The following is a 12998-nucleotide window of genomic DNA, read 5'->3' as shown; positions in this document are numbered from 1 at the left end:
CCGCTTGTTCCGCAGCCGGGCCCTGCACACGGCCCGAGGAGGAATCGTGCCGCTTCTCTCGATCGAGGGTCTCGAGACCCGCTTCACCTCCGACGGAAAGAGTTTCCTCGCCGTCGACGGCGTCTCCATCGCCGTGGAGCGCGGCCAGACCGTCGGCGTGGTGGGCGAGTCGGGCTGCGGCAAGAGCGTCACCGCGCTCTCGGTGATGCGCCTCATCCCCGACCCGCCGGGCCGCATCGTCGGCGGCAGGATTGTCTTCGATGGCGAGAACCTCCTCGAGAAGAGCGAGGCCCAGATGCGCCGGATCCGCGGCAAGCGGATCGGGATGATCTTCCAGGAGCCGATGACCTCGCTGAACCCGGTCTTCACCGTGGGCGATCAGATCGGCGAGGCGCTCCGGCTCCACGAGGGGATGAGCCGGGCGCAGGCGAAGGAGCGCGCCGTCGATCTGCTCCGCCTGGTCGGCATCCCCGCGCCGGAGGATCGCGTCGAGCGCTACCCCCACGAGATGTCGGGCGGCATGCGCCAGCGCGTGATGATCGCGATGGCGCTCGCCTGCAACCCCGACCTGCTCATCGCCGACGAGCCCACCACCGCTCTCGACGTCACCATCCAGGCGCAGATCCTCGATCTCATCCGCAGGCTCCAGGCCGAGCGGAACATGGCGGTGCTCCTCATCACCCACGACCTCGGCGTGGTGGCGGAGACCTGCGAGCAGGTGGTGGTGATGTACGCGGGCAAGGTGGTGGAGACGGCGCCTGCGGACGCGCTCTTCGCTGCGCCGCGCCACCCCTACACGGCAGGGCTGCTCCGCTCGATCCCCGGTGCAGCCGGGGCAGGGGAGCGCCTCCAGACCATCCCCGGCGTAGTGCCCTCCCTGGGCAACCTGCCGGCGGGCTGCCGCTTCCGCGCCCGCTGCGACAGGGCCATCGCCCGCTGCGCGGAGGAGGAGCCGAAGCTCGTCGTGCTCGGGCAGAGCAGCGCCGCCTGCCACAACCCCGTCCCTGCCAGCAGCGAGGAGGCCGCCTGATGAAGAAGATCCTCGAAGTCCAGGATCTGCAGATGCACTTCCCGGTTCACGGCGGGATCCTCGGCCGCGAGGTCGCCCGGGTGCGGGCGGTGGACGGCGTCTCCTTCTCGGTGAACGAGGGTGAGACCCTCGGCCTCGTCGGCGAGTCGGGCTGCGGCAAGAGCACCCTGGGCCGCACCGTGCTCCGGCTCCTCGAGCCCACCGGCGGCACGGTCCGGTTCGACGGGACCGACATCACGCACCTGAAGCAGGCGGAGCTGCGGCCCCTGCGGCGGCAGATGCAGATGATCTTCCAGGACCCCTATTCCTCGCTCAACCCGCGCATGCGCGTGGGCGACATCGTCGGCGAGGCCTTCTCCATCCACGGCCTCGCCAGCGGCGCGGAGCGGGAGAAGCGGGTCGCCGAGATCCTGCAGCGCTGCGGCCTGCGCCCCGACGTGATCGATCGCTACCCCCACGAATTCTCCGGCGGCCAGCGGCAGCGCATCGGCATCGCCAGGGCGCTGGCCGTCTCGCCCAAGCTCGTGGTGGCGGACGAGCCGATCTCGGCGCTCGACGTCTCGATCCAGGCGCAGATCGTCAACCTGCTCCTCGATCTGCAGGCGGAGTTCCAGCTCACCTACGTCTTCGTCAGCCACGACCTCAAGGTGGTGGAGTTCATCGCCGACCGGGTGGCGGTGATGTACCTCGGCAGGATCGTGGAGATCGCGCCGGCGGCGCGGATCTATTCGGACCCGAGCCATCCCTACACACAGGCGCTCCTCTCCGCGGTGCCCACGGTCGATCCGGCGAAGCGGCGCAGGCGCGTCATCCTCGAGGGCGACGTGCCCAGCCCGATGAACCCGCCCTCCGGCTGCGCCTTCCATCCCCGCTGCCCCGAGGCGGGGAAGCGCTGCACCGAGGAGACGCCGCAGCTCGTCGATCGCGGCGACGGCCACGCCACCGCCTGCTTCCTCGCCGATCCCGCCGGCACCGGTGTGAAGCTCCGGCAGGTCTCCGCGGCCTGATCGTCACGCTCCCTCCCGATCGCCTGGTCGGCAGGGACCGGTGAGGGGAAGGTGCACCGTGAAGGTGGTGCCGCTGCCTTCGGCGCTCTCCACCTCGATCCTGCCGCCGTGGGCCTCCACCACCCGCGCGGCGCTCGAGAGGCCGATGCCGCTGCCGGCGAAGCGACTGGCAGCGTTCTTCGCCCGGTGGTAGCGCTCGAAGATGCGCGGCAGATCCCCGGCGGGGATCCCGATCCCCTCGTCCCGCACCGAGAGGACGACCTCGTCGCCGTGGAGCAGGAGGCGGATCGCCACGGTCCCGCCGGCGGGGCTGTATTTGATCGCGTTGCCGATCAGGTTGTCGAGGACGCGGTCGATCCGTGCCAGATCGAGACGGACCGGGAGCGAGCCCGGCGCAGCGTGGAAGACGAAGCGGTGGCTCGTGGAGAGCGCCTCCAGCTGCTGGAGCTTCTCGTGGACCACCGCCACCAGATCGAAGGCGACGCAGCGCAAGGGCAGGCTTCCCCCCTGTTGGATCCGCGCGGTGTCGAGGATTTCCTCGACGAGGCGGGTCATGGCGCGGGTGCTGCGCAGGATCCGCGCAGCCTGCCGGGCGACGTGCGCCGGATCGTCGGGCCGGCGCTCCAGGCTCTCCGCCGTCGCCTGGATCATGGTGAGCGGCGTCCGAAGATCGTGAGAGGCCATCGAGACGAGCTCGTCGCGGGTGTGCAGCGCCTCCTGGAGATCGTGGAAGAGCGCGCTGCGATCGAGAGCGACCGCTGCCCGATCCGCCAGCGCGCCGGCGAAGGCGCGATCGCCTCTGGGCCAGCCCGTGCCTGCTGGCCGCCAGAGGAGCAGGACGCCCCAGGTGCGACCGCGCCGCCGCGCCGGCATGGCGAGCCACGTCGCGCCGTCGCCGAGGGTCCTGCCTACCTCCTCGAGCTCGCTCGGCCGGTAGGCAGGTCGCTGGGGGAAGGGAGCATCGAGCTCCACCGGACCCCGTTCGTTCGCCCGCGCCACCGGCGTCGCCGCCCCGGTGTCGTCCACCAGCTCGAAGGCCGCCTCGCACCGGCAGCTGGCAGCGGCGCGGGCGGTCACGAAGCTGGCGATGGTGCGGGGATCGCGTTGCGGGGCGAGCTCCGGCCAGACCTCCACCAGGATCCCCAGGCGCTCCTGCGCCACCTCGGCTGCGGCGCGGAGCCTGGCGCGCTCGGCAGCCTGCGCCAGGGCCTGCCGGAGTCGCTGCGGGGCGAGATCGCGCTTCGGCAGGTAGTCGTGGGCGCCGGCCTTGAGCATCTCGGTGGCGAGCTCCTCGTCCCCGGCGCCGGTGAGCATCACCCAGCCGAGCGGACCGCGCGCTGCAGCGCGCAGCCGTTGGAGCAGCGCCGCTCCCTCTCCGTCCGGCAGGTGGAGATCGAGGAGCACCGCGTCGATCCCGCCGGCGCGCAGCGCGTCTTCCGCTTCGTTCGGCGACGCAGCCTCGGCGACGATCCAGCGCCGCGTGCGGTCCCGCTCCAAAAGCCGCCGGGACCACGCCCTGTCGGTCTCGCTGTCGTCGACGATGAGCACGTGCAGCGCGTCGGACATCGCGGCTCTCTTGTTTCTTGTCCACTCGGCCCCGCTGGGCGCGGGACCAAGCGGACGACAGGCGCGCTTCGCGCGCAATTTTCTTCTCGTTGGAGCGCCCCACGGGGGATCAGTCCGCAGGTGGCGCCAGGGTGAAATAGAAGGTGCTTCCCGCGCCGGGCTTCGAGTCGATCCAGATCCTGCCGCCGTGGCGTTCGACGATGCGGGCGGCGATGGCGAGACCCGCGCCGCTGCCGCCGCCGTACGCGCCCGGCGGATGGAGCCGACGGAACATCTCGAAGATCGACGCCTGCTCCTCGGGCAGGATCCCGATGCCGTTGTCCTTCACGTAGAAGGCCGGCGGCGCGCCGCCGACGCAGCCAATCTCCACCCAGGGCACCGGTTTGTCCGCATATTTGATCGCGTTGGAGAGCAGGTTCACGAAGAGCTGCCGGACCCGCACTTCGTCGCAGCGCACCACCGGCAGCGGCGCGGGCAGGCGGATCTCCACCGCGGACTGGACCAGCCTGCCGTGGAGGAGATCGATCACGTCCTCGACGAGCACCTGCAGATCGACGTCGCGCACGGCGAGATCGATCCTGCCGACCCGCGCGTACTCGAAGAGATCGACGAGCATCGCCTGGCTCTTGTCGGCGAGGCGCTGGATGGTGTCGAGCCATCTGCGGTCGGCGCCGAGATGCGCGCCGAGATCGTCCTGCAGGATCGCCGCCGCCTGGCGGATCCCCCGGAGCGGCTCCTGGAGATCGTGGGAGGCCATCGCCGCGAAGGCGTCGAGCTCCTCGTTGCTCCGGGCCAGCGCCTCGTTCAGCCTGCGGACCGCCGCAGCGTGGCGGAAGACGATCTCCACCAACGCGCTGCGCAGCGCCACCGCCCCCTCGATCGCCTCGCTGCCCCACGGGAGGCTGGTGCCCCGGGCCGTCTCCTTCCACGCGGCGAAGGAGTGGCGCGGCGTGAGCTCGTCCACCGCGGGCTTGTTGGGATCGCCGCCCCAGGTGACGGTGCGGAGCCGTTCGCCCCGGAAGAAGACGAGCCAGCTCTCCCGGGCGGAGGTGAGGGGCATGGCGAGGAGCCCGCTCGCCGTGTCGGCGTGGGGCGCCGCAGCGGGAAGGAGCGAGGGGAGGCGATCGGTGCGCTGGAGATCCTCCGCGGGCAGCGCGCAGAGCCAGCGGTGGATCGCGTCGAGTACGGCGCCTGGGGGCACCTCGCCTGTGCGGAGCACGCGCCCCTCCTCGAGGATCGCGGCGCCGTCCGCCTCCACCGTGGCGAGGAGCGCCGGATCCGCGGCGAGCGCCCCCAGGGGATCCTCCGCTGCGCCAATCCGCTCCACCAGCGCTGCCTGCGCGCTCCGCTGGCGGAGCCGGAGCACCGCGGATTCCTCGCGCTGGCGACCGACGATCTCCCCGGAGACGATGCGGCCGAGGAGCTCGCAGGCGGCGCGAACCTGCAGGGGCACGCGGCGGGGGCCGAGGTGGTGGCAGGCCACCAGGCCCCAGAGCTTGCCGCCGGGCAGCAGGGAGATCGACATCGAGGCGCCGACGCCCATGTTGCGCAGGTATTGGAGGTGGACCGGCGAGACGCTGCGCAGCGCCGCCCGGGAGAGGTCGCGGGGCAGGCCGCTTTCGGGATCGAGGAGCGGCACCAGGGGCACGGGCGCCGCGTCGGCATCCGGGATGAGCCGGATCCAGGTCGTGGCGTAGAGCTCGCGCGCCTGCGCCGGGATGTCGGAGGCCGGGTAGTGGAGGCCGAAGTAGCTCTCCACCCCTTCGCGAAGGGACTCGGCCACCACCTCGCCGTTCCAGGCCGGATCGAAGCGGTAGATCATCACCCGGTCGAAGCCCGTGATCCGGCGGACCTCCGTTGCCACCTCGGCGAGGAGCGTGTCGAGCCCCTCCCCGGTGAACCGCTCCACCGCGGCGCAGACGTCGAGGAAGCCCTCGAGCGGATCGGCATGCCCGACCGCCGCCTCGATCTCGAGGAGGAGGCGGCCATCGGCACGGTGGGCCACCGCTTCCACCTGCCTGCCGCGGAGGACGACCGAGAACGGCTTGTCCGGCGTGGCGAGGATCGCGTCGAAGCCGGGGCCGAGCAGCTCGTGCAGCTCCCTGCCGTGGAGGGCCTCCGGCGTCTCGCCCAGCCATTCGCCGGTGTTCGCGCTCGCCTGGAGGAGGCGTCCCGAGGTGTCGGCGACGAGGAGGAGACCGTGGGGCTGGATCGCCCCCGGGATCCGGATCGGCTCGCGCGCGCAGGCCTCGAGATCGACCGTCATCCCCCATTCCTCCTGGCCGCGGCGAGCAGCGCGGCGAAGGTGGCCCGCGCGCCCCGTTCGGCGGCAGCCGGATCCGCCGCGCCCCGCTCGTCGAGGATCCGCACGAAGCGCGGCCAGCGTGCAGGCTCGCTGGAGAGGAAGCGGCGCGGGGCGTCGGCGAACCAGGGCGCTTGGGAGGCGAGGCGGCGGCGGATCACCGTGCCGCCGAGGGTCGCCCCCTCGAGCACGTAGAAGCAGCCGAGGGCGAAGGGCTCGCCGGCTTCGCAGAAATCGATCGACGCCGCGGCGAGACCCTCGGGCTCCCTGCCCAGGTCGAGGAGGTCGGCCCGGAGGAGGGGCGCCTTGTCCCAGCCCCGCAGCTCGGCGGGGAGGTGGGGGGTGATCAGGGGCTCGAGGGGGGCGTAGACCTCGTGGAGGAGGGCGAGGTGGGCCACGTAGTCGGCAAGCGCCGGGGCCTGCCGTGCCAGGGGCATCTCGCCCTCGAGCGCCTCGTGCAGGGAGGCGGTGGCCTGCTTGATCTGTGCGCGCACCATCCGCCGCTCCACCCGCTGCTCTCGTCCGAAACGGGCAACGTAGGGATCCGGGCGGTGGAGGAGCAAGGCGATTCTCGCCGGGACTGTCCGGCGGGCGCCCTTCGCGCTACAAGCTGCCCACGATGCGGGTCGCGCTCTTCTACTTCGTGCTCTACACCTCGGTCGGGATCATCCTTCCGTACCTGCCGCCCTATTACCGGTCGCTCGGCTTCAGCGGAAAGGAGATCGCGCTGGCGGTCTCGCTGCAGCCGCTCCTCACCATCGTGGTGCCGCCGATCTGGGGCTACCTCGCCGATCGCACCAGGCGGCCGGTGTGGCTGCTGCAGGTCGCCACCACCGGCGCCGCGCTGGCCTTCGTGCCGATGTTCTTCGCCGACACGGTGGCGGCAGTGGTCGCCACGCTGGCGCTCTTCTCGGTCTTCTCCACGCCGCTCGGATCGCTCATCGACAGCGTGGCGGTGGTGGAGGCCCGGCGGATCGGCACCGACTACGCGCGGCTGCGGCTCTGGGGCTCGCTGGGCTTCGTCGCCGCTTCGTTCTGCTTCGGGCAGTGGCTCGCCCACGGCGGCGGCGAGGCGAAGGACGCGGTCTGGTGGGCGCTCACCGGGATCGTCGGCTACGCGATCGTCTCCCGCGGGGTGCGCCCGCCGCCGGTGGAGGCAGGGCTGGAGTTCGCGCCGCCGCCCTCGCTCAACGAGGCGGCGCAGCTCCTCCGCCGGCCCGCGGTGGTGCTCTTCCTGGTGGCGGCGATGGTCCATTGGTCGGCGCTCGCGCCCTACCACATGCTCTTCGCCCTCCACCTCGACGCGCTGGGGGCGAGCGCCACTGCGGTGGGGGCGGGGTTCGCCGCTGCGGTGGCAGCCGAGGTGGTGGTGATGTGGCGCTTCCGCGACCTGGCGAAGCGGCTGCCCCTCGAGCCGATCCTGCTCCTCGCCTTCGCCTCCGGCACGCTCCGCTGGCTCCTCACCGCCGTCCTCGACAGCGGCCTGCCCATCGCCGCGGTCCAGGTGCTCCACGGCCTCACCTACGGCGCCTTCTTCATCGGCTCCATCGTCTGGCTCGACCGGGAGATCCCCGAGCGGCTGCGGGCGACGGGGCGGGCGCTCTTCGCCGCCTCGGTTTTCGGCCTCGGCGGCGTCCTCGGCAACGCGCTCGCCGGCACGCTCTTCGACCTCGGCGGCGCGCGCCTCGCCTTCCTGGCGGGGAGCGGCCTCGATCTCGTGCCGATCGCGCTGATCCTCGTGGCGACGCGGCTGGGCCGCGGCGCCACGGCAGCGGATGGGGCGATGGCGCCGCAGCGCAGTTAGGGCGCCTCGGGGCGCAGGGCGACGAAGGCGGTCGCCGCCTGTTGCCCGTCCGGCTCGCCCAGCACCGCGGTCCAGGCCGCGGCGATGCTGCCCGACGCCACGTGGGCCCGCGGTTCGACGTGGCGGATCGTGTCGTCCGCTTCGAGGGTGGCGACGGGGCGCAGCTCCCCGGCCTCGTCGCAGACCCGGGCCTGGATCGAGCGCAGGTCCCCTTCGGCCTCGTCGAGGTCCGACCAGACGGCGACGCAGCGGCCGTCCACGTGCAGGTCGATCGAGAGCCCCTCCGTCCCGCCGCGGTCCTCGGGATCGACCCGCACCGCGTCGAACCAGGTGCCGTCGTAGCGCGCGACCCAGCCGTGGCTGCCCTCGTCGTCGGCGGCGACGAAGCCCACCAGCGCCTGGTCCGCTGCGCCCGGGGCGATCTGCAGCGAGAGATCGGCATAGCCGCCGACGTGGACGAAGGTGGCAGGTTCCCAGCCGGCGAAGCTGGTGCTGCGGCGGCGCACGCGCACGGTCACCTCGGTCGCCTCCTCGGCCTGCTCCGCCCACGCCGCGTAGAGTTCGCCCGCTGCGTCGTAGCCGACCACGGCGTCGTAGGCGTCGGTGCCGTGGACCATGGGCTGCCCGTCCCAGGTCCAGCTGTCCGCGGCAGTGTCCCAGCGCCCCTCGATGGTGGCGACGTCGTCCCAGGCCCAACCCACCGCGAGGTGGAGCTGGCCGTCCGCCCGGTGCAAGGCGATCCGCGCGCCGTCCTGCGCCCCGGGGACCGTGGCCTTTTCGCTCCAGGTGGTGGCGCCCGCCTCGAGAACGCGGACCTTCGTGCCGTACCTCGTCCAGCCGCCGTCCTCGTAGCTGTAGCTCCAGGCGACCACGGCGTTCCCCTGGTCGTCGACGGCGAGGCCGCGGAGGAGGACGTCGCGCTCGCCGCTCACGGAGCGGGTGATCTCCGTTGCGGGGCCCCAGCCTGCGGAGGGCTCATAGCGCCGCACCATCACGCGGGGCGGCACCTCGCCGACCGGCACCGTGGTCCACGCCACCAGGGCGTCGCCTGCGGGAGCCACCGCGAGGCGCGATTCGTAGCCCTCGTCACCGGCGAGGAGGGTGGGGTTGCCCCAGCTGCCGGTCGCCGCGTCGTAGCGCCGCATGTGCACGTTGGCGCCGTAGCTGGAGAGGAGGACGAAGAGGTTGCCGTCTGCGTCCGAGTCGATCGCCTGCGGCTGGGTCCAGGGGATCTCCTCGCCGCCGAGGCCGGGGCCGATCACCACCGGAGGCTGCCAGCCGGATGCCGTCGGCACGCAGGCGGTGCCGTCGTGGGTCTCCCCCGGATCGTCGCAGATGCAGAGCCTGGTGCCCGGCCGGTTGAAGCAGGTGGCGTCGTCACCGCAGCCGCCGTTCCCGGTGGCGCACTCGTCCACGTCGACGCAGGTGGCGCCGTCGCCGGAATAACCCTCGTCGCAGGCGCAGGTGAAGCCGCCAGGCGTGTTGGTGCAGATCGCCTCCTCGGCGCACCCGGCGGTGCCGAGGAAGCACTCGTCGACGTCCTCGCAGCCGCTGCCGTAGTCGTGGTAGCCGGCGGGGCATTCGCAATCGAAGCCGCCCCTCCGGTTCACGCACACCAGGTCGCCAGCGCAGCTGTCGGTGCCGAGGGCACACTCGTCGACGTCGGCGCAGGCGCCGTCCTTCGGCTCGAAGCCCTCGAGGCAGCCGCACTCGTACCCGCCGGGCAGATTGCTGCAGAAGGATCCGGCGCCGCCGCAGATCCCCGCTTCGGTGCACTCGTCCACGTCGGCGCAGGTGGCACCGTCGCCGGCGTAGCCCTCGTTGCAGATGCACGCCGCGGCGCCGTCCACCACGGTGCAGGTGGCGTCCTCGTCGCAGGCCGCGGCGCTGCAGGGATCGCCGGGCCGACCGGCGCCGGGCCTGGGATCGTCGCCGCAGGCGGCGAGGGCCAGGAGGGGGAGGAGAAGGAGGAGACCGCGTAGCGAGGACATTGTTCGAACCGTTGCACGCGTGGAGTGCCGGTGCGCGACCGCGTGCGGGCTGCGTCGCCGTTGCCGCGGAACTTCGCAGAGGGTTGGCCTCGGCCGGTAGTGCGGAAAGCCGCACGCGGATCCTCGCGCTCGTCGACGGCGCAGCGCTCGAACGAGAATAGCCGGGCCCCTTTGCGGGACCCGGCTTCGTTCTCGCCACCTGGCGGCGGGATCAGCCCTCGTTGTAGCGGACGTACTCGAAGTCGATCGGCTGGTCGTTGATCCCGCGGGGCGGCGGGGCGATCCAGTTGGCGAAGTGGCCCGGCGCGTAGACCGGGTTGACCATCAGGCTGCGCACGTAGGCCTTGTCGCTCTCCGAGGGGAGCCACTCGTCGTGCTTCGCCTCGTACTGCGCCTGGCCGATCTCCTCGCCGGTGGGCGTGAAGTGGCGGCCGGCGAAGTGGCCCTGGTTCCGGTGGAAGCGGCGCGACGGCAGGGTGAAGGTGAAGCCCACGTCGACGGTGTTCTTGTTCCAGCGGTTGACCGCCTTCTGGCAATCCTCGACGTAGGCGTCGCGGAGCACCTCGTTCATCGCCGAGCGCATCGCGATCTCCTTGCGCACCAGCTTGCCGTCCTCGGGCACGTCCATCGCGTAGAACTGGTCGAGGGCGACGTGGTCCTCGTAGCTCTCCTCCTTCGCGCGGCCCTTGAGGCCCGCGCCGAAGAAGTTGGCGGCGTTGGTGGAGATCTCCGAGCCGAAGAGATCGAGCGACACCGTGTACCAGAAGTTCAGGTAGCGCTGGATCGTGGGCAGGTCGATGGCGCCGACGCTGCGGGGATCGGTCCCCTCCTTCATCAGCTGCACCGCGCGCTGGATGATCCGGGCGATGCCCGTCTCGCCCACGAACATGTGGTGGGCTTCCTCGGTGAGCATGAAGCGGCAGGTCCGCGCGAGCGGATCGAAGCCGGACTCCGCCAGCGCCAGCAGCTGGTACTTGCCGTCGCGGTCGGTGAAGGTGGTGAACATGAAGAAGGAGAGCCAATCGGTGCAGGGCTCGTTGAAGGCGCCGAGGATGCGCGGCTTGTCCTCGTCACCGGAGCGGCGCTGCAGCAGGGCTTCCGCTTCCTCGCGGCCGTCACGGCCGAAGTAGGAGTGGAGGAGGTAGACCATCGCCCAGAGGTGGCGGCCCTCCTCCACGTTCACCTGGAAGAGGTTGCGCAGATCGTAGAGCGAGGGGCAGCTCTGCCCGAGGCGGCGCTGCTGCTCCACCGAGGCGGGCTCGGTGTCGCCCTGGGTCACGATCAGCCGGCGCAGGGAGTTGCGGTGCTCGCCGGGCACCTCCTGCCACGCTGCCTCGCCGATGTGATCGCCGAAGCCGACCGTGCGATCCTTGATCGGGTCCGCGAGGAAGATGCCCCAGCGGTACTCGGGCATGCGCACGTAGTCGAAGTGGGCCCAGCCCTTCGGGTCCACCGAGATCGCGGTGCGCAGGTAGATGTCCTTCTCCTGGAAGCCCTCGGGGCCCATGTCCTTCCACCAGGAGATGAACTCGGGCTGCCACTGCTCCAGCGCGCGCTGCAGGCGCTTGTCGGAGGAGAGGTCGACGTTGTTCGGGATCTTCTCGTTCAACGAAACGTTGCTCATTTGATCTCCGATCAGGTGCGGCGCATGTCGAAGTCGGGACGCAGCCCGGCCTTGCCGTAGAGGGAGAGGGCGCCCTTCTCGCCGGTGGCGTTGGGGCGGATGAAGATCCAGTTCTGCCAGGCGGAGAGCCTGCCGAAGATCTTGGTCTCCATCGTCTCGGGGCCGGCGAAGCGCAGGTTGGCCTCCATGCCGGTGAGGGAGTCGGGGCTCAGGGCCGCGCGCTCCTCGACGGCGAGGCGCACCTCGTCGTCCCAGTCGATGTCGTCGGGGGCGAAGGTGACGAGGCCGGCCTCGAGGGCGGCATCGGCGTCGAAGCCACCTTCGTGGGCGAGGAGCTTCGCCACCCGCTCGTGCTCGTCGAGGAAGCGGGTCTGCAGGCGGGTGAGGCCGTTCGACATCGGCAGCGGCCCGGCGTTCATCGCCGAGAGCTGCACGTGGGTCGGCCGGTCCGGATCGGCGAGCATGTAGCTGCGGTCCGCGGCGAGGGTGAGCTCGAAGAGGGAGCCGGCGAAGCAGGAGCCCGGCTCGATCATCGCGTAGACGGTGCGCGCCATCAGGTCGAGGCGCTTGAGCACGCGCTTCATGTGGAGGCGGATCTCGCGGACGAGCCAGTCGTTCTGGTTCGCCTCCAGGGTCTTGTCCACGGCAAGGACCGCCTGCGCGTCGCCCTCGGTGCGCAGCAGCACGAGGCCGATTTCCAGCTCGTTGAAGCGGAGGTGGAGGAGGGCGTCGTCGAGCTCGCGGAAGGCGCGGATCGCCCAGGCGTCGGAGCCCGCTGCGAGGAAGCCCGCGGCGTTCTCGGGCTGGGGCGCGTCGGGGCCCTTCATCGTGATCGTGGCGGTGCGCTTGTCGCGATCGAGGGCGAGCTCCACGTAGCGGTAGGTGATGCCGTCCTTCGAGCGCGTGGGCTGCAGGGGCTTGAGCTCGATCCCCTTCGCGTTCTCCGGGCGATCGCTCTGGGCGGCGAGCCTGCCGGTGATCTCGCGGACCTTCGCGTCGAACTTCGACTTGGCCACCACCTCGTCCACCAGCTTCCACTCCACCGCGCGCTTGCCGCGCACGCCCTCGGCGGTGGTGGAGAAGAAGTCGGCGTGGTCGCGGCGCACCTTGCGCTTGTCGACCACGCGGGTGAGGCCGCCGGTGCCGGGGAGCACGCCGAGGAGCGGCACCTCGGGGAGGGAGACGGCGCTGTTGCCGTCGTCGACGAGGAGGATCTCGTCGCAGGCCAGCGCCAGCTCGTAGCCGCCGCCCGAGGCGGTGCCGTTGGCGGCGCAGAGGCTCTTGATCCCCGACGCTGCCGACATCTCCTCGAGGTAGAGGCGGGTCTCGTTGGTGAACTTGCAGAAGTTCACCTTGAAGGGATGACCGGAGCCGCCGAGCATGTGGATGTTGGCGCCGGCGCAGAAGATCTTGTCCTTCAGCGAGCCGATCACCAGTGCCTTGATCTCGGGGTGCTCGAAGCGGAGCCGCTGGATCGCGTCGGCGAGCTCGATGTCCACGCCGAGGTCGTAGCTGTTGAGCTTGAGCTGGTAGCCGGAGCCCAGGCCGCCGTCCTCCTGGACGTCCATCCACAGGCGTGCGGTGTCGCCGAGGATCTCGAGCTTCCAATGCTTGTAGCGGGAGGGATGGGTCTCGAAAAGGATCGGTTCCATGCGACAAACCCTAGCTGAGCTT

9 protein-coding genes are annotated in these 12998 nt (G+C 71.3%); 3 read left to right on the top strand and 6 right to left on the bottom strand.

The genetic code is table 11. The features are described from left to right. Positions 1-46 precede the first annotated feature (46 nt). Together ACESMR_RS16200 and ACESMR_RS16195 are read left to right on the top strand one after the other, a co-directional pair. Positions 47-1030, top strand: coding sequence for an ABC transporter ATP-binding protein (locus ACESMR_RS16200; protein ID WP_373048146.1), 984 nt, complete (start codon positions 47-49; stop codon positions 1028-1030). After that, a complete protein-coding gene (locus ACESMR_RS16195) occupies positions 1030-2037 on the top strand; it encodes an ABC transporter ATP-binding protein (RefSeq protein WP_373048145.1) in 1008 nt (335 codons plus the stop codon). Before ACESMR_RS16200 ends, ACESMR_RS16195 begins: the two co-directional genes overlap by 1 nt. 3 nt (positions 2038-2040) lie before the next feature. Here ACESMR_RS16195 and ACESMR_RS16190 read toward each other — a convergent pair whose 3' ends face one another. The 3 genes from ACESMR_RS16190 to ACESMR_RS16180 all read right to left on the bottom strand — a co-directional run bounded on the left by ACESMR_RS16190 (position 2041) and on the right by ACESMR_RS16180 (position 6402). Continuing rightward, positions 2041-3603: a sensor histidine kinase gene (locus ACESMR_RS16190; RefSeq protein ID WP_373048144.1), complete on the bottom strand. Its 1563-nt coding sequence runs from the start codon at positions 3601-3603 to the stop codon at positions 2041-2043. Between the two features lie 109 nt (positions 3604-3712). Next, a complete protein-coding gene (locus tag ACESMR_RS16185; RefSeq protein ID WP_373048143.1) occupies positions 3713-5869 on the bottom strand; it encodes an ATP-binding protein in 2157 nt (718 codons plus the stop codon). Next, entirely contained in the window at positions 5866-6402 is a 537-nt protein-coding gene (locus tag ACESMR_RS16180; protein ID WP_373048142.1) for a biliverdin-producing heme oxygenase, read from the bottom strand. Before ACESMR_RS16180 ends, ACESMR_RS16185 begins: the two co-directional genes overlap by 4 nt. Positions 6403-6524: 122 nt before the next feature. Between ACESMR_RS16180 and ACESMR_RS16175 the strand changes: the two genes are divergently transcribed. After that, positions 6525-7709 (top strand): MFS transporter, encoded by a 1185-nt coding sequence (locus ACESMR_RS16175; protein WP_373048141.1) that lies wholly within the window; start codon positions 6525-6527, stop codon positions 7707-7709. On the opposite strand, the gene ACESMR_RS16170 is transcribed toward ACESMR_RS16175, so the two are convergent. The 3 genes from ACESMR_RS16170 to boxC form a co-directional block, all read right to left on the bottom strand. Further along, positions 7706-9700, bottom strand: a complete 1995-nt coding sequence (locus ACESMR_RS16170) for an EGF domain-containing protein (RefSeq protein WP_373048140.1) — start codon at positions 9698-9700, stop codon at positions 7706-7708. The two genes, ACESMR_RS16175 and ACESMR_RS16170, sit on opposite strands and share 4 nt — an antisense overlap. 211 nt (positions 9701-9911) lie before the next feature. Beyond that, positions 9912-11324: a benzoyl-CoA 2,3-epoxidase subunit BoxB gene (gene boxB, locus ACESMR_RS16165; protein WP_373048139.1), complete on the bottom strand. Its 1413-nt coding sequence runs from the start codon at positions 11322-11324 to the stop codon at positions 9912-9914. A gap of 11 nt (positions 11325-11335) precedes the next feature. Next, the gene (gene boxC, locus ACESMR_RS16160) at positions 11336-12976 is read right to left on the bottom strand and encodes a 2,3-epoxybenzoyl-CoA dihydrolase (RefSeq protein WP_373048138.1); all 1641 of its coding nucleotides are present in this window, start codon (positions 12974-12976) and stop codon (positions 11336-11338) included. Between the last annotated feature and the right edge of the window lie 22 nt (positions 12977-12998).

The sequence above is a fragment of the Vulgatibacter sp. genome (assembly GCF_041687135.1).
Lineage (GTDB): Bacteria > Myxococcota > Myxococcia > Myxococcales > Vulgatibacteraceae > JAWLCN01.
This window is presented reverse-complemented; position numbering and strand designations above follow the sequence as displayed.